We start from the raw sequence: 25,053 nt of genomic DNA, 5'->3' as shown, positions 1-25,053 counted from the left end.
AAAAGTAAAAAAGCAATTTCAGTTATATGAAATTGCTTTTTTTATTGTTATTGATATTGATTTTTGAAAACTATTTATTCCCTTTCTCGAAATCGGCAATAAACTGAGCGATTCCAATGTCTGTCAAAGGATGTTTTAGCAATCCTAAGATAGATGACAAAGGTCCTGTCATGACATCGGCACCAATTTTTGCACAATTTACAACGTGCATTGTATGACGAACTGATGCTGCAAGAATTTGTGTTTCGAAACCATAATTATCATAAATATCACGAATTTCCTGAATCAAATTTAAACCATCGGTAGAAACATCATCTAATCTTCCTAAGAATGGAGAGCAATAAGTTGCACCAGCTTTTGCAGCCAAAAGTGCTTGTCCAGCTGAGAAAATTAGGGTAACATTTGTTCTAATTCCTCTATCAGAAAAATATTTACATGCCATAATTCCTTCTTTGGTCATAGGCAATTTTACCACAATCTGATCGTGTAATTCGGCTAGTTCTTCACCTTCACGAACCATTCCTTCAAAATCCATTGCATTTACTTCGGCACTCACATCACCTTCTACAATATTACAAATATCAACATAATGTTTCAAAATGTTATTTTTTCCCGTAATTCCTTCTTTTGCCATAAGAGATGGGTTTGTTGTAACGCCATCAAGAACACCAAGTGCTTGTGCTTCTTTAATTTGTGCAAGATTTGCTGTGTCAATAAAAAATTTCATCTGATTTTATTTAAAAATTATAGTTGTGTACTAATTAACTTAAACATTATTAAATTTTCTTCTGTATTCGATTCAAATTCTGTTTCTTCAACAAAGTTAAACTTTAATAATGCATTGATTGAAGGTTTATTATTTTTATCAGTAAAAGCTTCAATTGTTTGCAAATTTAGTTCATTAAATCCAAAATTAATAACTTTTGATAATGCTTCTTGTATAAATCCTTTGCTTTGAAATTCTGGTGCTAATTCATAACCTATTTCTGCAATATTTGTTTCAAAATTGAAATTCCAAAAACAAATGGAGCCTATATTCTGTTTGGTATCTCTATTATAAATCATCCAAATGAGTCCTTTTTTTTCTTTAAAATCAGAGATTCTATCAACAATAAATTGTTTAACTTCTTCTAATGAAGATTTTTTTCTACCGATAAATTTATTATTGTCATTATTGTTTCTAATTTCAAATAAAAAATCAACATCATTCATTGAAATTTCGTTCAAAATAAGCCTCTCGGTTTCAAGACTTGAAAATTTATTTGGAAAAACTATCATTACAATTTATAATGGTTCATTAACATTTTTTCATAAACTTTATCGGGTAAAATTCTTTTCAATACAATTGAAAATTTTTGCATAAAAGCGCCTACTTTATAATGTATTTTCGGGTTTGGATTTTGAATAATTGCAAAAACTGCTTCCGCCATTTCGTTTGGATTACTACCAGAATCTACGTGTTCGTCCATCGATTTTAATGTATTTCCATAAGGAATTTCGTAGGCAGAACCCTTAATAACCGGTGCGTGATAACGACCCGCAGCGATATTAGTTGCAAAATCGCCTGGAGCAATATTTGTAACGTGTATGCCAAAAGATTTGGTTTCCATACGAATGGCTTCGGTAATTAGTTCTAAAGCTCCTTTTGATGCTGAATAAATGCCTCGATAAGGCAAACCCATATAGCCTGCAATCGAAGTAATATTAATAATTAATCCCGATTTTTGACTACGCATTTGTGGCAAAACAGCTTTCATAACTTCTATTGGTCCAAAGAAATTAGTATCAAAATGATTTTTGATTTCCTGAGTCGGAATTTCTTCAATTGGGCCAGTAATTCCTACACCTGCATTGTTTATGACCACATCTAATCTTCCTGATTTTTCAATGACTTCAGCAACTGCTTTCTGAATTGAATTTGTATCACGAACATCGAGCGCCACTAACGGAAAATTTGAATTTTCTGCTTTTTCAGGGTTTCTGCTTGTACCATAAACGACAAATCCTTTTTGATGCAAAAATTCTCCAATCGACTTCCCTATTCCTGATGAACCACCAGTTATTAAAACTACTTTACTCATAATAATTTATAATATTGATATTCCTAATCCAGGTTTATCTGATAATTGTATTTTTCCGTTTATAATTTTACTGCCGTTAGCAATATCATTTGCAATTAGATTGGCTCCATCTAAATCTGCATAATCTACTAATGGTGCTAAAACTGCTCCAGCAGAAATTCCAATCGTAGATTCGGTCATGCAACCAATCATTAATTTAAAATTTAATGCTCTAGCTTCTTTTATGAGTTGCAAAGCAGGTGTTAATCCACCACATTTTACTAATTTAATATTGATACTGCTATAATGTGGCTGTAAAGTAAGTAAATTTATGTTATCCTGACAATCTTCATCTGCCATCCAATTTGCGAATAAATTATGATGCAAAACAGAATAATTATTAGGCTCCATAGGTTGTTCTATATAACTAAATTGGCCAGAAATCACTTCGTTTTGCAACCAAATACAATCTTCTGAAATAAAACTCCCGTTAGAATCGAGTGCTATATTATTATCTAATGTTGCTAATTTTTGAATTGCTTTTTTGTCGAAATGATTGCATTTTACTTTAAATTTATTCCAATTTGAAGCTTCAATTTTTTTAATTTGATCTTCTACCGAAGCCACAGAAATAGTTATTGATGATTCTGGAAGTTTACTTATTTCGATAGAATTTAGTTCTAAAAAACTTTTATTTTCTAATTTTCCGTACAAATCCCAATACCCACAATCAAGGGCAGAACGCAAAAAACTTGGTAATTCTAAGGTTAATAAAAAATCATAAAATACTGTTGGATAGATTATTTGATGATTATCAATTAAAGTTTTAATTGAATTTAATTTAACAACAAAATCTTCTAATTTAATATTGTAATAATCAATAGCAGTACATTCGCCATAACCTGAAATTCCTTTATGATTTAATGTAATAATCAAGGCTTCTCTGTGGGAATAATTCCCATAAGCTATCGAAAAAGTTTCTTTGAGTTCGAAACGAACAATTTGCCAAGATACATTCATAAAAGTAGGAATATCTGTAAACAAAAAAATCTGAACGATGTCAGATTTAAAAATGGCAAGCGACCTACATCGCACCGCTCAACCACATACCTTTGCTGCGTTCCCACCCTGGAGGAGTCTGCAGGAGCTGGTCGTGTAGGACTTGCCGGTGCAAATATACAAACTTTTTGTATTTTTGCAAGCGCATTGTTTTATATAAAATGGTGTTGTATATTGTAATCGTAAAATAATTAGAAATGAAAAAATATAACGCATTAACATTCATCTTGTTAACAACAATATTAATTGGTTGTGGTGATAAAAATAATTCTAAAAATTTATTTTCTATAGATGAAAGTAAGTTTAAATCGATGTTTCATAGTAGTGACACAATTCATTTGACTTTAAAAAATGAAGCCAACAAAACAATAGATTCGGTAACTTATTACAATAATGATAAAAAAATTGGTGCTGTAAAAGGAAATTCAGCTTTTAATTATTTATTAACCAATGAGAAATTAGGCTATCAAAATCTGAAAGCTATAGCACATTTTGAAGGAGAAAACTCGGAAACAACTACAAGAGTCGAAATGCTTTCTAGCATAGAACCAAAAATACTAACTTATACAGTTTTAAACACTTATCCTCACGATAGTGGTTCATTTACTGAAGGTTTAGAGTTTTATGGTGATTATTTGTATGAAAGTACAGGAAAAAATGGAACTTCCTATTTTAGAAAAACAGATTACAAAACAGGAAAATCTTTGCAACAAATAAATATCGATTCTAAATATTTTGGAGAAGGAATTACTTTTATCAATGGTAAAATGTTTCAATTAACTTGGCAAGATTCTACGGGTTTTATTTACAACGCAAGCACATTAAAATTGGAAAAAACTTTCAAGTTTGACAAAAAAATTGAAGGTTGGGGAATGACAAACGACAAAAAATACATTTACCAATCTGACGGAACAGAAAAAATTTGGAAAATGAACCCAGAAAATCAAAAAATGATCGATTTTGTGAATGTTTATACCAATACAAGTAAAATAAAAAGCGTAAACGAATTAGAATGGATAAACGGAAAAATTTATGCTAACATTTGGCAAAAAGATGCGATAATCATTATAAATCCTAACACTGGAGAAGTTGAAGCTTTAGTAGATTTATCAGGTTTAAGAAAATTAGCAAAAGTAACACCCGATGATACTTTGAATGGTATTGCTTACAATCCTAAAACTAAAACCATTTTTGTGACTGGAAAAAATTGGGACAAAATGTTTGAGATAAAAGTTAATAATTAACAATTTTAAAAACTGTCCCAACCTTTTTGGTGAAAATTGACTCTATATAAATGTAGAAACAATTTTAAACAGCAAAAAATGAAAAGTAAAATCAATATTTCAATTCCAGAACCTTGTCATGAAAACTGGCAAGCAATGACTAAAATTGAAAAAGGAAAATTTTGTGGTTCTTGCCAGAAAAATGTATTCGATTTTACAAAAGCAACCGACAGACAAATTATTGATGCTTACAATAAAGATAATAAACTCTGTGGAAGATTTTTAAGCACGCAACTAAATCGTGATTTAGTTACGCCAAAAGAAAAAGGTTCCCTTTGGCTTGCTACTACTTCTACTCTATTTAGCTTACTAGCTTTTGGAAATAACGAGATTAAAGCGCAAGAAACGCCAAAAACAGAGCAAACAGAAACCAAACATTTTTTAGGAAAACCAGCACAACAGCAAGTAGTACAAACAAACGAAGAAAAAGAAATTACAGGCATTGTTTCCGATGAATCTGGACCATTTCCTGGAGTAATTGTGGTTGTAAAAGGAACGCAAAGAGGAGTTTCAACTAATTTTGAAGGTAAATATTCTATAAAAGCAAAAGAAGGAGAAATCTTAGTTTTTTCTTTTATGGGAATGAAAGAAGAAAATTTGATTATTGATAAAAACAATTATTATAAAATAGAAATGGTTAATGATGTTAAAGGAAATATGATTATGATGGTCGGAGGAATTTCTGGAAAACGAAGAAACTTTCTCGGCAGAACATTTTATAAAATTGGAAATTGGTTTAAATAAAAAAAACGAGCTAAATGCTCGTTTTTTGTTTTATCTTCTTTTTTTCTTTGGTGGCGCTGGTGCCGCTTTTGCTTTAGCCACTTCATATTTCATCGAAGTTGGGTTGTAAGAATATTTTGTACTTGATGATTTGTCACTTAATGAAAAATCTTCTCCTCCTAAAAGAGTAAATTCATAACCTGATCTTCTTGTTTTTTCTTGTGTTTCTGAAGCGGTTTTCATTTTATCTAAAAATACAATTTCTTTAATTTTTGAAACAGTTTGTGTGTTTCCTATTAATAAAGTTTTTGTAGCTGGATTCCAAATTTGAGATTCTGTGACTATATTGTCTTCTGTTTTTAGTTTGGTTTCTGTTTTTTGTTTATCAGTCCAAGTCACAAAATACATTGCTGTTCCTTTTGTTGTAAATGTTGATATTTTACAATCTGTAGGTGTTCCTTTATCTGGATAAGTTTTAAGTAATAATGTGTCTTTTGCAGTAGCATTATTTATAAAAAGATAAAATTTGTTTTTAACTAATTCTGCCGAATAATTATTCCCTTTTGTAATAACCACTGGTGGCGCTGCTTTAGGTGTTGCTTTCTTTTTTTGAGAATATACATTTCCACAGAAAACAAGTAAGACTAATAGTGCGATTTTTTTCATAATAATTTGGTAATTTGGTTGTGCCAATATACAAAAATATTTGAGCCACAAAATAAAAAAAACATTATTATTTTATTTAGAAATTGCATTCAATAATAACTGCGCTGTAGCTTCATTTGTGGCCAAAGGAATATTATGAACATCGCAAACACGAATAAGCATATTTATATCTACTTCGTGCGGATGGCTTGAGTTTGGGTCTTTGAAGAACAAAACCATTTGCGTTTTTCCTTCTGCTACTCGAGCTGCAATTTGAGCATCTCCTCCCATAGGTCCGGAAAGCATTTTTGTTACCTGAAAACCTGCATTTTCTGCTTTAGCACCCGTTGTTCCTGTTGCTATTAAAGAAATGTTTTTTGCATGAAGAATTGATTGATTTTTATTTAGAAACTGAACTAAATCAGCTTTCATTCGGTCGTGAGCAATTATAGCAATTTCCATTTATTATCTATTTAAAATATGAAAATCTATCAAGCCATCTACTGGGCGGCGCAATACATTTCCTAATTTAATTTCGTGGGTCTCTAAAATATTTTGTAATTCTTCTTTTAGATAAAAAGCTATCGAACCTATAAAATGCACTGGAACTTCTTTGTAATTATCGAATTGCTTAATGTAGTTTTCGACAAAAATTTCGATTTCTTCGGCTATTATTTTTTGGCAAAATTCGGTGTTTTTGTGTTTTACTAAAAACTGAGCAAATGTTGCTAAATACGCGTTAGGATTGGGTTCTTTGTATAAATTATGCTTGATAGGATCTGGTTCGACATTATAAGTTGTTTCAAACTCTTTGGCTAAATCTGCTGGCATTTTATTAAAATAATACGCTCGTAACAAATGTCGTCCGAAACGGTTTCCTGAGCAATCGTCCATAGCAATGTAACCTAGCGATTGCACTTTTTGATGCAATACTTGTCCGTCATAATAACTGCAATTAGATCCTGTGCCGAGAATACAAACTATCGCTTTTTCGTTTTTAGGCGTTGTAGCATATACTGCGGCATACGTGTCTTCGTGAACGGTTATTTTTGAATTTGGAAAATAATTTTGAAAAACTTCGGTTAAGAAAACTTTCGTTCTATTGGTTCCACAACCTGCGCCGTAAAAGAAAAGATGTGTTACTTTCTCTTTATTATTCGAAATATCGAATGTGTCGTTTAACCTAATAATAATTTCTTCTTTGGTTAAAACCTCTGGATTTAATCCCAACGATTGTGTAGTAAATAATACTTTTCCTGCATCGTTTACAGCAATCCAATCGGCTTTTGTAGAGCCACTATCTACGAGTAATTTCATTCTTTTTGTTTATTCGGTTATTTACTTCGTCAGTTCGCTAACGCTCGTGTGGTTAATCGTTTAGTCGATAGTTGTTTTTGTTTCTATTTTTAGCCCTGATTACTTCACTTGATTTCCATTTTCATCGGAGTTCAGTGAACTTCGTTTGTAGTGAAAATCCTTTTTCTGGCTCCTTTAGCCAGAGAAAGATTGTAACGGATAGCAGGAATAGCTTCAAATATAAACAAAAAAATCCCATCGTAAAACAGGATTTTTTTCTTATTGTTTTTGATTTATTTTAAACTCGAAATATGAACTGATAAGTCGATTAGTTTGCTTGAATATCCGTACTCGTTGTCATACCAAGATACGATTTTGAAAAATGTTGAATTCAACCCAATTCCGGCTTTTGCATCTACAACTGAAGTAAGTGTTTCGCCAACAAAATCTTGAGAAACGACATCGTCATCGGTGAAGCCCATAATACCTTTCATAGAAGTTTCTGTTGCATTTTTTAGTACTTTCATGATTTCTTCGTAGGTAGTTTGTTTGGCTAATTTTACGGTTAAATCGACTACTGAAACATCGGCAACAGGTACGCGCATAGACATTCCTGTTAGTTTTCCGTTTAGTTCTGGGATTACTTTTCCTACTGCTTTTGCTGCTCCAGTTGAAGCCGGAATCACATTTAACAAAGCTGCACGACCTCCACGAAAATCTCTTTTTGAAGGTCCATCGACCGTTAATTGTGTTGCAGTGGTTGCGTGAATTGTGGTCATTAATCCTTCTACAATTCCGAAATTATCATTGATAACTTTGGCCAAAGGCGCCAAACAATTTGTAGTACAAGAAGCGTTTGAAACTATCGTGTCATTTGCAGTCGCTTTTTCGTGATTTACTCCCATAACAAACATTGGTGCATTTGCTGACGGCGCAGAAATAACTACTTTTTTAGCGCCACCTTTGATATGTGCTTGAGCTGTTTCTAAAGTGGTGAAAATTCCTGTACATTCCGCAACTACATCTACTCCTACTTCGTCCCATTTTAGGACTGCTGGGTCTTTTTCGGCAGTAACTCTAATATTTTTATCGTTTACGAAAAGTTTTCCGTCTTTTACTTCTACTTTTCCACTGAAACGACCATGAACCGAATCATATTTTAATAAATAAGCCAAATGATCTACGTCTAATAAATCATTGATGGCTACTACTTCTACATTGTCTCTGTTAAAGGTTTCTCTAAAAACGATTCTTCCAATTCTTCCGAAACCGTTAATTCCTAATTTTACTTTCATTTTCATTTTCTCTTAAGGCTTAACAGCGTGCTTCGCCAATTTATATTAATTTAATTTTCACTTTTTAAGTAGACATAATATCTGAAACTCTCAATAATTCTTTATCTATTTCAGATTTGCCTTTGATGGCTTGTTCTAATGGTGTTAATGCTACTTTGTCGCTAAGCAATCCCACCATAAAATTTGATTTCCCTTCTAATAATGATTCGACAGCTTTTACACCCAAACGAGAAGCTAGAACCCTATCGAAACAAGATGGAGATCCTCCACGTTGCATATGCCCTAATACCGAAACACGGACATCATATTCTGGCAAATTTTCTTCAACGTAATCTTTGAGTTCAAATACATTTTTACCTATTTTATCTCCTTCGGAAACGACAACAATACTCGATGATTTTCCTGAAGCTTTACTTTTTTGTAACGATTCTAACAATCTTTCTAATCCCAAGTTATCTTCGGGAATTAGGATTTCCTCTGCTCCTGCTCCAATTCCTGCATTTAATGCAATGTGACCCGCATCTCGCCCCATGACTTCGACAAAAAACAATCTGTTATGAGAACTGGCAGTATCACGAATTTTATCGATAACTTCTACCACCGTATTTAAAGCAGTATCGTAACCTAAAGTATGGCTGGTGCCAAAAATATCATTGTCGATAGTCCCGGGAATTCCCATAACTGGATAATCGAATTCGTTATTAAAGATTTCGGCTCCTGTAAATGTTCCGTCACCACCAATAACTACTAGTGCATCGACATTTGAATTGATAAGATGTTGGTGTGCTTTTTGGCGGCCTTCGGCTGTCATAAACTCTTTAGATCGTGCAGATTTTAAGATTGTTCCTCCTTTATTGACGATATTATTTACAGAACGTGGTCCCATTTCTTTAAAATCGCCTTCTATCATACCTTGATAACCACGATATATTCCTATACATTCTATATTATGATAAGCACAAGTACGCACTACCGAACGGATTGCCGCATTCATACCCGGAGCATCTCCTCCTGAGGTTAAAACTCCAATTTTTTTTATCGTTTTTGGCATTAATTATGATTATTGAAATTTGGATTACTAAAGTATTACAATTTTAAATGTGATAACATTAAAAAATCAATTAATATTTATCTTTAATTTAAATCAGGAACCTTTTCTGGAATGGTTTTGGGTTTTTCAGTTGCTTTTTTCTGACGCTGTTCTGTAAACTGAATGAAATCTGGTGTTAAATCGGAATCTGGCACTTCTTCTTTTTTAGATTCTTTTTCTTTCTTGTCTTTTTTAGAACCTAAAATTTTTGCAACCAATTCTTTGAAAGTATTAAAATCCACTTCATAAGAAATTCCTAAACCTTGAGTATAACCAATACTTTCTCCTATATAATTGGTATCATTCTCTCTATTAAAAAATCTCGCTTTCAGAGAACCATCTTCATTAAGACGTAATTGTACTTCAACGTCGCCTACAATAACGGACTCGTTTACACCACCAACTGGAACACCTAACTTCCCATTAATAGTCACTTTGTCGCTAATTTTTGTTGATAGCGTTACACCAACTTGGCCTTCAGTTCTAGAATCTAAATTTTGCTTGTTACCTTGTATAAAGTATGGATCTACTTTTAGTTTATCATCATCATTAGAAAAAATATCTTGAAACAAACTATTTGCTTTTTCAAGAATATTACCAGCAATTATATTCTCCCCAACACCTTTATCACTCAGAAAACTTCCAGACGATAGTAATGCCATGGCTTGCGTTTGTCTCTTGTCGCTATCACTTAATTTATATTCAATTTCTGATTTTAGGACAGAGCTTAAAGTTGGAAAATTAATAGAAATATCAGGTGTAGGACTCGTTAATTTGTCTGTAAGTTTGATAACAACTTCCGTAGGGATTTTTTTAGTAAACGAAGAATTTTCTAGCAATATACCCGGATTTGCTTCGGTTTTATAAACCGCTTCCATGTTTAATGTTGCATTTAGCGGATCTCCGTCCCAAGAGATAGAACCACCTTTTTTAATATCAAATTTCTTGTCTATAATTCCTCCGTATTTAAAATTATAGTTTCCTTCATAAACCTGAAAATCCCCCCACATATTAAATTTTCCTAATGTATTTATTTCCATTAGTAAACTTCCTGCTCCTCTACCTTTTAGTGAATGTCCAGAGTTTTTATCTATAATTACTTCTATTTCGGCATCTTTAGTAATATCGAGTTCAAAATTAAGTTCGACTCCATTATAACCTTTAGTTTTTTTACTTTTTGTTTTATTAGCAATATCGTCCTTTGATGATTTAAATTTTATAAAATCATTTTCTGATGAAGCTTCAGAATCAGTAATTGGAATTTTTATAGAAGTTCCTTTTTCCGATTTTGCATTTACATTAATAACCAACCCATTTATTGGTCCTTTTATGGTGGCTTCTCCATCTATAAAAGCTGTTCCGTAATATAAAGCATCGTCAGAATCTTTGGTATCTAAAGCCACGATTCTATTAGATGCAAGATTTAAATCTAAAAGCCAATCTCCTAAGTTATGATGATAAATTCCTCCACTCAAAACACCTTTTGTACTGTATTTAGAGTCGTTCATTTTTATATTTCTGAATGAAAATTGATTTTCTGTTATGTCGACAACCGAATTATTTTCGAAATTATAATCGACATTTAAGTACGGAATTTTTAGTCCTGCTTTATTTAAATACAATCGTCCTTTAATTTCTGGATTTTCTAATTCTCCTTCAAAACTAGCTGTTCCTGAAGCTAATCCTCGAATATTTGTAATCACATCACCACCTAAAGCACTAAAAATTCCCATATTAAAATTATTCAGTCGAAGATCTAAATCGAGTAAGGTTTTCTTGTTTTCGATAAATACGTTTCCATCGGCAGAAAAAGATTCTAATCCGTCGTTTTTTAAGACTGAATTGATTTTAAAATTCTTAAAACTATCATCACCTTTTACATCTATTCCTAATTTTCCTAATGCTAAATTATTTATGCTTAAACTATCAATAGTTACTGATGCCGTTGGCTCATAAATAGATTTATTTTGTTTAAAATTGACTAATCCGTTTACTTTTCCTTTAAATTTTAAACTATCTACCGATGGTGTAATTTTATCTAGTTCGATATCTTTTAACGAAAGTTTCAAATCTTTATAAGTTGAATCTCGCAAAACGCCCATGAGTTCCATTACTTGATTTTTGTGCGACATTGATATTCTTTCGACAGAAAAATCGGTTAATTTTTTGTTGAAAATAATCTTATTGTCTTTAGATTCATTTTCGTTTATAAACCACAAATAATTTTTGAAGTTTACTTCTGATTTTTTTATTCCAACCACACTATTTTTGTCTTTATTAATGGTGTGATACAAGTTCAAATTATAAAAATCATCTGCTTTTTTGCCACCTTTAAACTCTGTTCTAAAAAATAAAGTGTCGTTTGCTGTTACATTTATCAGACTAAAATCTGATACTTTATAATGCTTTGTTTTGATGCTATCCATCTCGACATAAACATTATACAAAGGATTTTTGTTATCGATATCTATATTTATATTGTCGAAATAATTATTGTAAGCTGTAATTGTTGGCGATTTGAAATTAAACTTAAACTCATCACTATCTGAATTTATCATTCCTTTCATAAACGTATTTTCTCCAAGAGAAACTTCTGGGAGAAAAATTTCGATTAGTTTGCTGTACACATTAAAATCGAATTTCAAGAACTGTCCTTTGTTTACTTTATTTGGCGAATAATTGGCATACAAACTTCCTAAAGAGTTTTCTACCAGTTTTTGAAGCTGATTAAACTGAAATTTTCCTACCACTTTTCCTTCAATAATATCGGGAGAATTGATAGTCATGGTTCTAATACGGTTCTCGTCGAAAGAGGATTTTACTACAAAATCATCAAAAAAGTAGGTGTCTTTGTTGTTTTCGTAAGAGGTACTATTAATAAAAACTTCTCCGTACAAATTGTCTATTGTATTTCCTTGCAATTTCATTGTAACATCACCACGAAAAACCGAAATCGAATCGGTAGTATATAGTTTTAGCTTTTTAAGATTCGCATATTCTACATTGGCATGAAAGTCATACTTATTTTCCTTGTTGTTTAGATTCAGAATTCCATCAAAATCCATTTGTAAATTCGGGTCATTTACATTAATATCACCTTTGAATATAGATTTTATCATGGTTCCGTCAACAACCAAATTCTTGTAATTGTACTTATTATAATAAACACTTTGTACTGTTCCTTTTATTTCTGTATTTAAATATTTTTGATTAAACCCTTTCCCATCAACATCTAAATCAAGATTTACAACGCCAACATCGGTTCTATTTAAGAGTTTTCCTAAATTAAAATTATCCAATTTTACGTTTCCAATATAGGTTGCATTGTCTATATTATCGATGCTTGTCATACTCAAATTAGACTGTACATTTCCCAAAGCAGTTTGTAGTAAAATATCCGCTTTTATGGTTTTTAAAGTAACTTCAGTCGTTCCAGAAAGATTAAATACACCAAATTTCTTGAAAGTTGTTGGCAAATTCTCTCCTAAAACTCTAGGCAAAATCGCATTAAGATTATTATAGGTTGAGGATACTTTAGAAAAATTTCCTTTCATATAAAAATCACCTTTATTTTTAGAAAAAAGGTTTTTAAACGTAAAATCTCCTATAATTTCGGACTTATTATTGTCTATTAATTTTAACTTTTTTGTAGAAAAATTATTTAATGTTCCTAAAAGATTTCCACTTAAATTGAATCGTTGATTTTTACCAAATTCGCCATAATAATGATTTAAATCATTAGAAGAAATTGAGCCTTTATCAACTTTTACATCAAAAATAACTTTGTTGTTAAAATCTGAAAAATCTTTCCTATCGTATCGCAAAGCCACATTTCCTTTTAGATCGGATTCTGGTGTTTTTACGGTTAGTTTTTCTAACAGAATATGCTTTTTGGTATAAGTAAATTCCGAAACGAGATTGTCAACCACAAGACCGCGATTGTCTACAAACGACATTTCTTCTATAGAAGTTGTGACATCTGGTCCAAGAATTTTAAAATTTGTAGTAACTGCATTTAGCTTTTTTGCCCCAAAAAGTAATGGCTTTTCGAGGTTATAATCATTGAATGAAAAAGTACTGTTGGTTAAATTAAATTTATTTGCAGTTAACAAAAACTTTTTTCCCGATTTAGATGGTTTTCCGTCATCTAGAAGCGCAATAAATTTATCAAGATTATTATCTTTTTCACCTTTATAATTTTTAAGGTTAAAAAACAATCCGTCGAGAGCAACATCACCAAAATGCAAATCGCCATCTGCTAATTTTTTGATATCAAGAATATTCGTTTTTAATCTATTAATATAAAATAAAGTATCTTTTTTGTGATCTCTAATCAGAACTTGCTTTAGTTTTACACCTCCAAATATGGTAAAATTCGCTTCTTGAATAGTAATATCGGTACCAAATTCTTCATTTAGATATTCAGTGGCCTTTTGCCCCAAATAAGTTTGAACTGATGGCAAAGAAAGAGCAATACCAAGCGATAGCAATAGCAGCACCAATCCGAGAAGGAATAATAATGTGTATTTTCTAAGTTTTTTGAGGCCTGTATTTTTTTTCTTTTCTTCCAACAATAGTTTTTTGCAAAGGTAAACAGCCCTAAACCTTTAGATTTGATAAAAAATCTTTATTTTTGGGCTTCGATGTAAAATTAAATATTTTATATCGGTTTATCAAATATAACGCAAAATCCGTGCCTTTTATGCATCAAAAACCAATTTTTATTCTAGCTATCGAAAGTTCTTGCGATGATACTGCGGCGGCTGTGATGCAAAATGACAAAGTATTGTCTAATATTGTTGCGCAACAAGCTATACATGAGCAATATGGCGGTGTAGTTCCTGAATTGGCGTCACGTGCTCACCAACAAAATATTGTTCCAGTAATAGATGTTGCGCTAAAAAAAGCCAATGTTACTAAAGACCAGTTGTCGGCCATTGCATTCACGCAAGGTCCAGGACTTATGGGTTCGCTATTAGTAGGAAGTTCGTTTGCAAAAAGCATGGCGATGTCGTTAGATATTCCGATAATTGCGGTAAACCACATGCACGCACATATTTTAGCTCATTTTATTGATGAAGAAGGTTTCGATAAACCCGAATTTCCATTTTTGGCATTAACCATTTCTGGCGGACATACCCAAATTGTAAAAGTAAGTAGTTTTTTTGATATGGAAATCATAGGTGAAACTACTGATGATGCTGTAGGAGAAGCATTCGATAAAAGTGCTAAAATATTAGGACTTCCCTATCCTGGTGGGCCATTAGTAGATAAATATGCACAATTGGGAAATCCGAAGGCTTATAAATTTACGAAACCAAAAATGCCTAATTTAGATTTTAGTTTTTCTGGATTAAAAACCCAAATTTTATACTTCATTCAGAATAATGTAAAAGAGAATCCAAATTTTATCGATGAAAATCGGAATGATATTTGCGCTTCTATACAAAATATTATTATAGAAATTTTGATGGAAAAACTAAAACTCGCCGTACAACAAACAGGAATAAAACAAATTGCAATTGGCGGTGGCGTTTCGGCAAATTCAGGAATTAGAAACACATTAAAAGAAGCCGAAAAAAAATACGGTTGGAAAACATTTATTCCAAAATTTGAATATACAACTGATAATGCAGCCATGATTGGCATTGTAGGTTACCAGCGTTTTTTAGAAAATAAATTTAATGATGCTTCTGTGGTTAGCAAAGCACGAATCGATTTTTAGTATGCAATTATTTTACAATCCCGATATAAATAACGCTGCAAATGAGTTTTCTTTTGATAAAGAAGAAAGCAAACACATTGTTAAAGTACTACGTAAAACCGAAGGCGATATTTTACATGTTACTAATGGTTTAGGCAATTTATTTTCGACAGAAATTATTTTAGCTTCCGAAAAAAAATGTACGGTAAGAATCGTTACAACCGAAACATCTAAACCGACAGATTTTTATATTCATCTTGCTGTTGCACCAACAAAAATGAATGATCGTTTCGAATGGTTTCTCGAAAAAGCTACTGAAATGGGAATTCACGAAATTACTCCTATTATATGCGATCGTTCCGAAAGAAAAATAGTTAAGAATGAGCGTTTCGATAAGATTATATTGTCGGCAATGAAACAATCATTGCAATTTTTTCTACCAAAATTAAACGAACCAATTTCCTTCAAAGAATTTATCAGTCAGCAACACGACGGAAACTTATGCATTGCACATTGCGTGGAAACCAAAAAAAAATTATTAAAAAACACCATCAAACCAAAAGAAAAATATACTATACTCATTGGACCTGAAGGCGATTTTTCTGAAAAAGAAATCCAATTAGCCTTAACCAACAATTATATTCCTGTATCTTTGGGAAACACACGATTACGAACAGAAACGGCAGCAATGGTCGCTTGTCATAGTGTGGTTTTTGTGAATGAGTAAATTTAGTAATAAGCCATTTAGTAAAAGGCATCAGTAAAAAATGAACTCAATAAAATATGGAAGATATTAAATGTATAATTTTTGATTGTGACGGAGTACTCGTTGACAGTGAAATTATTGGAAATCAAATATTGCTTTCAATGGCAAAGGAATTTGGTCTTGAAATGACTATTGAAGATGCTATTAAAAATTTCAATGGTAGAAGTTTAAAAGATAGTTTTCAACAAATTGAAAAGTTGACAAATAAGACATTGCCTGATAAATTTGAGAGTGAATATAGAAAACAAACTTTCGAGGCATTTAAAACTGAATTGAAACCGATTAAAGGCGTAAAAAAATTTATTGACAGTTTATCTATTTCTTATTGTGTTGCTTCAAGTGGACCAATAGAAAAAATTAATTTGAATTTAACAACAACAGGTTTGATTGAAAAATTTGAAAATAAAATATTCAGTTCATACCAAATTAATAGTTGGAAACCAGATCCTGAAATATTTCTATTTGCTTCAAGAGAAATGGGATTTACAACAAACGAATGCATCGTAATTGAGGACAGTAAAGCTGGCGTGATTTCTGCGAAAAAAGGAGGATTTAAAGTTTATGGATTTGCAAACGAAAACAATGAAAAAGAATTAAAAGACGAAGGAGCTATAATCTTTTATAGTTTCGAAGAATTAGCGAGTTTGCTAAGTTTTAAAAATTGAATTAATTAGAAATAACAGCTAACAGCAGTGATAAATACTCCACCACTGCTTAAAGCGTGCGAGACAACAAAAGACATAAGTTTTAAAAATGAAAAAAATAATTTATCTTATATTTTTTACTTCAACATTATCCTTTTCGCAAGAAATCGCTTTACTAAAATATAGTGGCGGCGGAGATTGGTATGCAAATCCTACATCGTTACCTAATTTGATAAAGTTTTGCAATCAGAATATAAATACTACTATAAAAACCAAACCTATTACTGTTACTCCAGCAAGTGCTGATATTTTTTCGTATCCATTTATTCACATGACAGGACACGGAAATGTAGTTTTTAATGAAGCAGAAGTTCAGAACCTACAAAACTACCTTCGTTCTGGAGGTTTTCTTCATATTGATGATAATTACGGAATGGACCAATATATAAGGAAAGAAATTGTAAAACTTTTCCCAAATGAAGCTTTAGTCGAAATTCCAGCAAACCATCCTATTTTCCAAAAACCATTTCCTTTTCCCGACGGATTACCCAAAATTCACGAGCATGACATGAAAAGGCCTCAAGCTTTTGGAATATTTATAGAAACTAAATTGGTTCTGCTTTATACTTACGAATGTGACTTAGGTGATGGCTGGGAAGATTCAGAAGTGCATAATGACCCTTCAGCAATTAGAGAAAAAGCTTTAAAAATGGGTGCAAACATCATCAACTATATTTTCAATAATTAATTTTAATAAAAAAATATCAATTTTACACAAGTAAGTTATTAACATTCCTTTTACATTAAAGTCTTAATTTTACAACGCTTTAACAAGATATTAACAATTTATGTTTTGTTTTAAATTATGTTTTAATAATTATTCCACACAATAAATTTAAGTATTTGTAGTTTTTTAAAAGTATTTCGATACAATTATTAAAAACTATTACAAATTATTAACCAAACCAAAATTTATTATGAAAAAATTGTTTTTAACTTCCGTAGTAGCTTTGCTACTGTTTTCTTGTCAAAATGACAACAATGTTGATGAAAATCAATCACCAACCCAAAATCCATTAAACACTTCAGCTCAAAGAGGTTGTGCTTCGCAAGAAGTCTTAGAAAATCAACTTAAAGAAAACCCGAATTTAGCGTCTAAAATGGCTGAAATTGAAAGATTTACTGAAAATGCAATAGCTACAGGAAGACTTGTAAATGGTAAAATTGAAATTCCGGTAGTCGTTAATGTTTTGTACAGAACAACTGCTGAAAATATTTCTTTAGCATTAATTCAATCTCAGATTGATGTTCTAAATAAAGATTTTAATGCTCAAAACACAGACTACAACCAAGTTCCAGCTTTATTTTCTGGAGTAAAAGCCAATGTTGAGATATCTTTCGTACTAGATCAAGTAATTAGAAAATCGACTACAAAATCGTCTTGGGGAACAAGAGATGCAATGAAAAAATCTAAACAAGGAGGTTTGAACCCTACTTCCCCAACAACAAAACTAAACATATGGTCTTGTACTATTGGTGGTGGTATTTTAGGATATGCACAATTTCCTGGAGGTTCTTCAGCAACTGATGGTGTTGTAATTGATGCTAATTATTTTGGAGTTACAAGTTCTAGCTCATCTTCTTATCCTTATAATTTAGGAAGAACAGCATCTCACGAAGTAGGTCACTGGATGAATTTACGTCACATTTGGGGAGATGCAACTTGTGGATCTGATTTAGTTTCAGACACGCCTGTTCACAATACGGCTAATTATGGTGTTCCAGCTTATCCACATTATAGTACTTGTTCTGGTACTCCGGTTGAAATGACTATGAATTATATGGATTATACTGATGATAGAGGAATGTATATGTTCTCTTTAGGACAAAAATCTAGAATTGATGCAATATTTGCTGTTGGAGGCGTTAGAGCTTCTTTCAGATTGTAATATCCCTTATATAATAAATTAAAACTCGCTCTTGTAGCGAGTTTTATATTTTAAACATTTTTACATATTTTAATAATTATATAATTAATAGAGTCAAATTTTGTCAAATACGTAAAAAAAGTATTATTTTTTTGTTAAATAATTTTTAACAACAATATAATCCTCATTACCTTATTTTACTATCAATACCGAAGTTATTAACATTTAATAGATTTATTCTTTTATACTTTTAAGTGTTTTTTTTTAATAAAAATTTTGCAAATTGTTTAATTATTTATAGTATTGCCAAACATTTAAATAAAAAACTAACAAATTACCAACCAAACCAACAAATTATGAAAAAATTGTTATTAACTGCTTCGGTAGTATTCTTTATGTTTTCTTGTCAAAAAGATGAGAATGTTGCATCTGATATTCAACAAGACGCTACACCAAGTGCATCTATTACACACAAAAGTTGTGCTTCTCAAGAAGTATTAGAGCGTCAAATTAAAGAAAATCCTGCTTTAGCATCTAAAATGGCTGAAATCGAAAGATTTACTCAAAATGCAATATCAACAGGAAGAATTGTAAATGGGAAAATTGAAATTCCAGTAGTATTTAATGTATTGTATCGTACAACTACTGAAAATGTTTCTTTAGCGCGACTTCAATCACAAATTGATGTGTTAAACAAAGATTTCAATGCTTTGAATTCAGATTACAATACTGCTAACAATCCTTACTCATCAGTAAGAGCAAATGTAGGAATTACATTTGTATTAGATCAAGTTATCAGAAAATCGACTACAAAAACTTCTTGGGGAACTAACGACGCTATGAAAAAAACTGCTTCTGGTGGTTTAGCACCAACTTCACCAACTACAAAATTAAACTTCTGGGTTTGTACTATTGGTGGAGGAATTTTAGGATATGCTCAATTTCCTGGAGGATCATCTACAACTGACGGAGTTGTTTGCGACGGAAAATATACTGGAGTAACAAGCTCAACTTCATCTTCTTATCCTTTTAACTTAGGAAGAACTGCAACGCACGAAGTAGGTCACTGGATGAATTTACGTCACATTTGGGGAGATGCAACTTGTGGATCTGATTTAGTTTCTGATACACCTGTACATAATGCCGCTAATGGTGGTGTTCCAGCTGTAGGTCACAGAAGTACATGTTCTGGTGCTCCATTAGAAATGTATATGAACTATATGGATTATACTGACGATAGAGGAATGTACATGTTCTCATTAGGACAAAAAACCAGAGCTAATGCAGTATTTGCTGTAGGAGGTTCTAGAGCTTCATTCAGATTGTAATATCTTTCTTAAATAAACTAAAAACTCGCTCTTATAGCGAGTTTTTTTTATTATATTCGTTTCTCAATTTATATGAAATGACATCAAAAATTATTGCAAACGGAATTATAAAAGCATTGGCTATTATTGTTGGAATTGCTTTACTCTTATTTTTTTTATATGAAATTCAATCTGTAATCATTTATTTGATAGTTTCACTGATACTTACACTTATTACAAGCCCATTTGTAGTTTTTTTGAAAAGAAGATTAAAATTTTCCAACACACTAGCCGTTGTATTTACCATGTTTTTGTTAGCTCTTGCCTTTGTCGGATTAATATTGATGTTTGTACCGCTTATTGTATCTCAAAGCGAAAATTTATCTTTATTAGATACCAAAACAATTGAAACTAATGCCACCGAATTGATTAATCAGTTTAAAATTTATCTAACAAATCATCATATAAATGCTGGAAAATTGTTGAATGATTCGAGTTTAACCTCAAAAATAGATTTCAATTTTATTCCAACAATTTTAAATTCTATTTTAGGAACGATGAGCAGTTTTGGCATGGGATTGGCTTCGATTTTGTTTATTACTTTTTTCTTTTTGAAAGACAAAATTATGTTCTCAAAAGGTATCAAAAGAATTTTACCAGACAATCACGAAGAACAAATTCTGAATTCATTTACTAAAACAAATGAAATGCTCAGCCGTTATTTTATTGGATTGCTCATTCAACTATCGATTGTTTTTATTTTATATCTAATTGTTTTACTCATTTTTGGAGTAGAAAACGCTTTCGTCATTGCTTTTTTATGCGCGTTATTAAATATCATTCCTTATGTTGGCCCATTAATTGGTTCAGTTTTAGCAGCAATATTAACAATGATTAGCAATTTAGGAGGCGATTTTCAGCATGATATTTTACCTACAACTTTATATGTTTTAATCGGTTTTTGGATTGTTCAGTTAATTGATAATAATATTTCTCAACCCATAATTTTTTCAAAAAGTGTCAATTCTCATCCGCTCGAAATATTTTTAATCACCTTAATTAGCGGATTTCTTTTTGGAATTACAGGAATGATTATCGCCATTCCGTTTTATACAATGCTAAAAGTTATTGCCAAAGAATTTTTTCCTGAGAATAAAATTGTGCAACTCATTACAAAAAACATCTAATGATTACTGCATTATTATCAGTTGCTGTACAAGAGTTTATCTCTCAAAATATTGATGCTAACATTTCGAAATTAGCTTTACAAAAAAATCCTTTTCCAGAAATTCCTTGGGTGGAAATACTGACACAAATTTCAGCAAAAAGCAAAGCAAAAGAAAAATTACCAACTTGGTATGCTCACGAAAAAATTATTTATCCAAGCAAAATATCGGTCGAGCAAACTTCGTCCGAGAAAACAGCTTTATACAAATCTAATCTTATTTCGGGCAAAAATTTAATCGATTTAACTGGTGGTTTTGGTGTAGATGATTATTATTTTTCAAAAAAAATAAATCAAGTATTTCATTGTGAATTAAATAAAGAATTATCTGAAATTGTAAAACATAATTTTGAAATTTTAAACGCTAAAAACATCACTTGTCTACAAGGAGATAGTTTTGAAACATTAAAAAAATTAAATCAAAAATTCGATTGGATTTATATCGATCCATCCAGAAGAAGCAATACAAAAGGCAAAGTTTTTATGCTAAAAGATTGCTTGCCCAATGTTCCTGAACTTCTAGAAGATTATTTTCAGTTTTCTGATAAAATACTTATAAAAACAGCACCAATACTAGATATTACCTCAGGTTTGAATGAATTACAGAATGTAAAAACCATACATATTGTTGCTATAAATAATGAAGTAAAAGAATTATTATGGGAAATCGAGAAAAATCATGAAGATTCAATTACTATAAAAACCATCAATTTTAATAAAGAAAAAGAAGAAAAATTTGACTTTATTTTGAATCAAGAAATAGAAAACAAAAATTACACCTTACCTAAAAAATACATTTACGAACCCAATTCCGCTATATTAAAATCGGGAGCTTTCGAGTTGGTTTCAAATCATTTTAAGCTCGAAAAACTACACCAACATTCTCATTTATATACATCGGACGAAATAATAGATTTTCCAGGACGAGTATTCAAAATTGAAAATTATTTTGAATATAATAAAAATGAAATGAAAGAATTTCTAGTAAATACCAAAGCCAATATTACAACCAGAAACTTTCCAGAAACTGTCGAAAACATTAGAAAAAAATGGAGAATAAGCGATGGCGGAAATACCTATACTTTTTTTACGACCGATATGAATAATTGTAAAACTGTCTTAATTTGCGCCAAAATTTAAACCCAATGAGAATTCCTATATTAATTTTATTTTTCTTATTTCAAACCGTATTATTTGCACAAAAACCTTGTGAATATAGCGTAAATGTTACCGATTCTATTGGAACACTAAAAGAAACCAAAAGTTGTTTGGTTTACGAAAAAGTCTTTGGTAATTCGGCGCAACTAGTTTTCTTATCACTAATATCTGATAACGGAACGCCAGTTTTAAACCTTCAAATCATTCAAAAAAACACTGATTTTATTACACCTAAATGCCTCGATAAAAACTCGAAAGTATATTTTCAATTATCAAATGGGAAAATATATACTTTAGTAAATGCTAGCGAAAACGAATGTGATAATTTGATTTACAATGCTCAAGAAAAACTAAACAATCGCTTGCTAAATGCTCATTTTCTGTTTATAAAAGACAATTTTGATGATTTGAAAAAATATCCGATAATAATGATGCGAATAAAATTAGCTTCCGAAACCCAAGATTACATATTACAAAAAGAACTTCGTGGCGAAAAAATAACTGGTATTTTTGAACCCGAAAATTTCTTTATTGATAATATTTCATGTATCGAATAGTTAGCAGTAATTGTTAAGAAACATCGCTTAAACCATGAAAAACAAACTGATTTTTGCTTTCATTCTATTTCTTGTAACCGAATATATTTTAAGAACTTTTGTAAAGCAATTTAAATATCACGAAGTTGGTTACTTAGTGGAATTGTTGTCGTTGATAATTGCATCATTTGTAACATCTTTTTTTAGCAGAAAAATAATCGACACTCAAAATTTTCGATCAATTTATTTGAAATTGTCTTTTGCATCAATTTTTGGGTTTTTAGTTGCAAAAACAATTCTTTTCTTTCAATGGTACTGGATAATTGCTCCTGAATATAGAAATGTAAATGGAGATATGGAAGAAGGTTTTGCTTGGACTTTACTTGATTCTATGATTGGAGTGTTAGAAATTATAATATCATTTTTGTTTTCAGTGGTTATCATAAAAGGAATTCGGAAACAAAAATAATCTTAAATATATATTATTAAAAAAATATTAGTTATAATTCAATTTTTATTCACATTTCCACTTAAAATTAGATAAATTATCTTTTTTAGAATCTATTAAATTATAATGCCACCATTCTGAATCATAAGATTCAAAATTATTTCGTGTCATAATTTTTTTGAGTAATCGTCTATTTCTCAAAACTTTTCGTGGAAAATCTCTGTAATCGTGGCTAGATTCTATGCCAAAAAAATCGAAAGCAGTTCCCATTTCAAGCTCGATACCATTTTCATCAACTAAAGTAATATCTACTGCACCACCACGATTGTGAATTGAACCTCTTGTTGGATTCGCTACATAATTTACATCGGGAACAATGGCCCACATTTTTTTCTGAACATCAATCGGTCGGTAACAATCGAAGATCTTTATTTTGTAGCCTTTTCTCTTAAATTCGTCATTGGCTTCTATCAAGGATTTTACCGTTTTTAGACGTGAAAAACAGGATTCGCAATCGTAAACTTTGGTTTTTAAGAAATTATCTTCGGTAGCATATTTCATGTCTAAAATAAAATCAGAACTATAATCTTTTATGTTTACAAAAGTTGTATCGCTAATAATTACTTGATTTTGCTGTGTGTTTTGTGATTTACAGGGAATTATATAATTTATAATAAATACGAAAAGCAATAGTGTTTTTATTTTCATTATTCTTTGGAGTTGTTAAACACAAATATAAATAAAAAACCACCAGTTTCCCAGTGGTTTATAGCTTTTACATTTTTGTCTGGTTGAGCGGAGTCGAAACCTTTTTGTCCTTCGACTCCGCTCAGGAAGACAAAAAGGTTTATTTTTTAAAGTATTTCTTATATCCAAAATAACCCAAAATTGCAATTAAGGCGATTCCCCATAATTGTACGACAAATGCAATAATGGCTTCAAGCATAAACCAGCCAGTTTTTAAGCTATCCCAAATTTGCAAACCAATGTTGGGACGATATGCGTTTATACTTTTTTCATTCGCAACCATTTCTTGTTTTACGGCTTCTCGTTGGTAAATTTGTAATGTTAATGTGCTAAAATTCACTTGATCTTTCAATGATAAATTTTCGAGTTTGCTAGCATCATTTTGTTCTTTTTTATCATCTAAATGATCTTCGGCATCGATAATATTATTTAATTTTTTGCCTTTATCATCAATCGCTTTTTCGATTCTTTTCTCGGAATTATTGCTTCTGTTTTGCGCCATTTGATTCGATAACATTTGTAAAGTAACATCGTCAGCTTTTATAACTCGAAAATCGAGAAAATCTATTTGTTTTGCAATGGTTTTTATGACCGTATCCAATCGAGCATTGGGAACTCTAATGGTAATATTATTTTCGACCGTAAATTTTGTGGTAACCAGCGTACTGTCTTGACTTACCTTGGTTTCGTCTTTGCTAGAAACGTTGCTTTCCAGGTTTGTATAGGTTACAAAACCACCAAATTTTGTCGTCGCATCTTCAATGGCATAAGTCGATTTCGGGACGTTTTTTACTTTAAATTTAATGTCGGCCGTTCTAACAAATTTTCTTTTAGAATTCTTGGGTTCGACTGCTGCCGATGAAGATGTTGCTGCTTTTGCATCGATTGATTCTTCCATTGCAGAAGCAGATTCTTCGGTAGTTGGTGATTCTGCAGCTCCATCTTTGCAAGAATAAGCAATAGCTACCAGTAATAATGCCAAGCCGATTGTTGGAGTTTTTTTCATGATTTTCATATTTAATATTAATTGAGGTTACTGTTTTAAAAAAGAATTTTGAAGGTAGTTTTCAATCAATAATTTAATATGAATTTATTTGTTAATACATAATTCTAGCTGTACTAAAAACTGTGCCAAAAAC

General features: G+C 31.2%; 24 protein-coding genes and 1 other RNA gene. 12 read left to right on the top strand and 13 right to left on the bottom strand.

From position 1 onward, the window contains the following. Window positions 1–70: 70 nt before the first annotated feature. From fsa to ffs, 5 genes are all read right to left on the bottom strand, one after another. On the bottom strand, window positions 71–727 hold the full coding sequence (fsa, locus tag BM053_RS11460) for a fructose-6-phosphate aldolase (protein WP_091477526.1): 657 nt from the start codon (window positions 725–727) through the stop codon (window positions 71–73). Window positions 728–744: 17 nt separating this feature from the next. Next, the gene (locus tag BM053_RS11455) at window positions 745–1,278 is read right to left on the bottom strand and encodes a GNAT family N-acetyltransferase (RefSeq protein WP_091477524.1); all 534 of its coding nucleotides are present in this window, start codon (window positions 1,276–1,278) and stop codon (window positions 745–747) included. Beyond that, window positions 1,278–2,081: an SDR family oxidoreductase gene (locus tag BM053_RS11450; RefSeq protein ID WP_091477522.1), complete on the bottom strand. Its 804-nt coding sequence runs from the start codon at window positions 2,079–2,081 to the stop codon at window positions 1,278–1,280. The genes BM053_RS11455 and BM053_RS11450 overlap by 1 nt, the downstream gene beginning before the upstream one ends. A gap of 6 nt (window positions 2,082–2,087) precedes the next feature. Continuing rightward, window positions 2,088–3,104 carry an enolase C-terminal domain-like protein gene (locus BM053_RS11445; RefSeq protein ID WP_244148527.1) on the bottom strand — a complete coding sequence of 339 codons (1,017 nt, stop codon included), beginning with the start codon at window positions 3,102–3,104 and terminating at the stop codon, window positions 2,088–2,090. A 26-nt stretch (window positions 3,105–3,130) separates the two neighbouring features. Further along, window positions 3,131–3,228, bottom strand: an RNA gene (gene ffs, locus BM053_RS11440) — signal recognition particle sRNA small type. 88 nt (window positions 3,229–3,316) lie between these two features. Here ffs and BM053_RS11435 point away from each other — a divergent pair. Together BM053_RS11435 and BM053_RS11430 are read left to right on the top strand one after the other, a co-directional pair. Beyond that, the gene (locus BM053_RS11435; protein WP_091477519.1) at window positions 3,317–4,363 is read left to right on the top strand and encodes a glutaminyl-peptide cyclotransferase; all 1,047 of its coding nucleotides are present in this window, start codon (window positions 3,317–3,319) and stop codon (window positions 4,361–4,363) included. 78 nt (window positions 4,364–4,441) lie between these two features. Next, the gene (locus BM053_RS11430; protein ID WP_244148526.1) at window positions 4,442–5,146 is read left to right on the top strand and encodes a carboxypeptidase-like regulatory domain-containing protein; all 705 of its coding nucleotides are present in this window, start codon (window positions 4,442–4,444) and stop codon (window positions 5,144–5,146) included. Window positions 5,147–5,176: 30 nt separating this feature from the next. Here the strand turns inward: BM053_RS11430 and BM053_RS11425 are convergent, their stop codons facing one another. The 6 genes from BM053_RS11425 to BM053_RS11400 all read right to left on the bottom strand — a co-directional run bounded on the left by BM053_RS11425 (window position 5,177) and on the right by BM053_RS11400 (window position 14,022). Next, complete coding sequence (locus BM053_RS11425; RefSeq protein WP_091477517.1) at window positions 5,177–5,791, bottom strand: hypothetical protein; 615 nt, start codon at window positions 5,789–5,791, stop codon at window positions 5,177–5,179. 72 nt (window positions 5,792–5,863) lie between these two features. Then, on the bottom strand, window positions 5,864–6,232 hold the full coding sequence (locus BM053_RS11420) for a methylglyoxal synthase (RefSeq protein ID WP_091477515.1): 369 nt from the start codon (window positions 6,230–6,232) through the stop codon (window positions 5,864–5,866). A 3-nt stretch (window positions 6,233–6,235) separates the two neighbouring features. Beyond that, window positions 6,236–7,087, bottom strand: a complete 852-nt coding sequence (locus BM053_RS11415) for a BadF/BadG/BcrA/BcrD ATPase family protein (RefSeq protein WP_091477513.1) — start codon at window positions 7,085–7,087, stop codon at window positions 6,236–6,238. Between the two features lie 272 nt (window positions 7,088–7,359). Next, window positions 7,360–8,361, bottom strand: a complete 1,002-nt coding sequence (gene gap, locus BM053_RS11410) for a type I glyceraldehyde-3-phosphate dehydrogenase (protein ID WP_091477695.1) — start codon at window positions 8,359–8,361, stop codon at window positions 7,360–7,362. Window positions 8,362–8,425: 64 nt separating this feature from the next. Then, window positions 8,426–9,412 (bottom strand): 6-phosphofructokinase, encoded by a 987-nt coding sequence (gene pfkA / locus BM053_RS11405; RefSeq protein WP_091477511.1) that lies wholly within the window; start codon window positions 9,410–9,412, stop codon window positions 8,426–8,428. Between the two features lie 83 nt (window positions 9,413–9,495). Continuing rightward, window positions 9,496–14,022 carry a translocation/assembly module TamB domain-containing protein gene (locus tag BM053_RS11400; RefSeq protein ID WP_091477510.1) on the bottom strand — a complete coding sequence of 1,509 codons (4,527 nt, stop codon included), beginning with the start codon at window positions 14,020–14,022 and terminating at the stop codon, window positions 9,496–9,498. Between the two features lie 131 nt (window positions 14,023–14,153). On the opposite strand from BM053_RS11400, the gene tsaD reads away from it, so the two are divergent. The 10 genes from tsaD (at window position 14,154) to BM053_RS11350 (ending at window position 23,188) form a co-directional block, all read left to right on the top strand. After that, the gene (tsaD, locus tag BM053_RS11395; RefSeq protein ID WP_167357347.1) at window positions 14,154–15,176 is read left to right on the top strand and encodes a tRNA (adenosine(37)-N6)-threonylcarbamoyltransferase complex transferase subunit TsaD; all 1,023 of its coding nucleotides are present in this window, start codon (window positions 14,154–14,156) and stop codon (window positions 15,174–15,176) included. 1 nt (window position 15,177) lies between these two features. After that, window positions 15,178–15,882: a 16S rRNA (uracil(1498)-N(3))-methyltransferase gene (locus tag BM053_RS11390; RefSeq protein ID WP_091477508.1), complete on the top strand. Its 705-nt coding sequence runs from the start codon at window positions 15,178–15,180 to the stop codon at window positions 15,880–15,882. 56 nt (window positions 15,883–15,938) lie between these two features. Further along, on the top strand, window positions 15,939–16,586 hold the full coding sequence (locus BM053_RS11385) for an HAD family hydrolase (protein WP_091477506.1): 648 nt from the start codon (window positions 15,939–15,941) through the stop codon (window positions 16,584–16,586). 88 nt (window positions 16,587–16,674) lie between these two features. Beyond that, window positions 16,675–17,313 (top strand): DUF4159 domain-containing protein, encoded by a 639-nt coding sequence (locus tag BM053_RS11380; RefSeq protein ID WP_091477505.1) that lies wholly within the window; start codon window positions 16,675–16,677, stop codon window positions 17,311–17,313. A gap of 229 nt (window positions 17,314–17,542) precedes the next feature. Beyond that, window positions 17,543–18,514, top strand: a complete 972-nt coding sequence (locus BM053_RS11375) for a zinc metalloprotease (RefSeq protein WP_091477503.1) — start codon at window positions 17,543–17,545, stop codon at window positions 18,512–18,514. Window positions 18,515–18,849: 335 nt separating this feature from the next. Beyond that, window positions 18,850–19,821, top strand: a complete 972-nt coding sequence (locus BM053_RS11370) for a zinc metalloprotease (RefSeq protein WP_091477691.1) — start codon at window positions 18,850–18,852, stop codon at window positions 19,819–19,821. Window positions 19,822–19,898: 77 nt separating this feature from the next. Further along, window positions 19,899–20,987: an AI-2E family transporter gene (locus tag BM053_RS11365; RefSeq protein ID WP_091477501.1), complete on the top strand. Its 1,089-nt coding sequence runs from the start codon at window positions 19,899–19,901 to the stop codon at window positions 20,985–20,987. Further along, on the top strand, window positions 20,987–22,165 hold the full coding sequence (locus BM053_RS11360) for a THUMP-like domain-containing protein (protein WP_091477499.1): 1,179 nt from the start codon (window positions 20,987–20,989) through the stop codon (window positions 22,163–22,165). Before BM053_RS11365 ends, BM053_RS11360 begins: the two co-directional genes overlap by 1 nt. A 5-nt stretch (window positions 22,166–22,170) precedes the next feature. Then, on the top strand, window positions 22,171–22,740 hold the full coding sequence (locus BM053_RS11355; RefSeq protein WP_091477497.1) for a hypothetical protein: 570 nt from the start codon (window positions 22,171–22,173) through the stop codon (window positions 22,738–22,740). Window positions 22,741–22,774: 34 nt separating this feature from the next. Beyond that, window positions 22,775–23,188 carry a hypothetical protein gene (locus BM053_RS11350; RefSeq protein WP_091477495.1) on the top strand — a complete coding sequence of 138 codons (414 nt, stop codon included), beginning with the start codon at window positions 22,775–22,777 and terminating at the stop codon, window positions 23,186–23,188. A gap of 45 nt (window positions 23,189–23,233) precedes the next feature. On the opposite strand, the gene BM053_RS11345 is transcribed toward BM053_RS11350, so the two are convergent. Both BM053_RS11345 and BM053_RS11340 read right to left on the bottom strand, forming a co-directional pair. After that, window positions 23,234–23,875, bottom strand: a complete 642-nt coding sequence (locus BM053_RS11345) for a M15 family metallopeptidase (protein WP_091477493.1) — start codon at window positions 23,873–23,875, stop codon at window positions 23,234–23,236. Between the two features lie 139 nt (window positions 23,876–24,014). Continuing rightward, window positions 24,015–24,920 (bottom strand): DUF4349 domain-containing protein, encoded by a 906-nt coding sequence (locus tag BM053_RS11340; RefSeq protein WP_244148525.1) that lies wholly within the window; start codon window positions 24,918–24,920, stop codon window positions 24,015–24,017. Between the last annotated feature and the right edge of the window lie 133 nt (window positions 24,921–25,053).

It is taken from the genome of Flavobacterium swingsii (assembly GCF_900111965.1).
Taxonomy (GTDB): Bacteria; Bacteroidota; Bacteroidia; order Flavobacteriales; family Flavobacteriaceae; genus Flavobacterium; species Flavobacterium swingsii.
The sequence above is the reverse complement of the archived record's forward strand: the minus strand, read 5'-3'. Positions and strand labels throughout refer to the sequence as shown.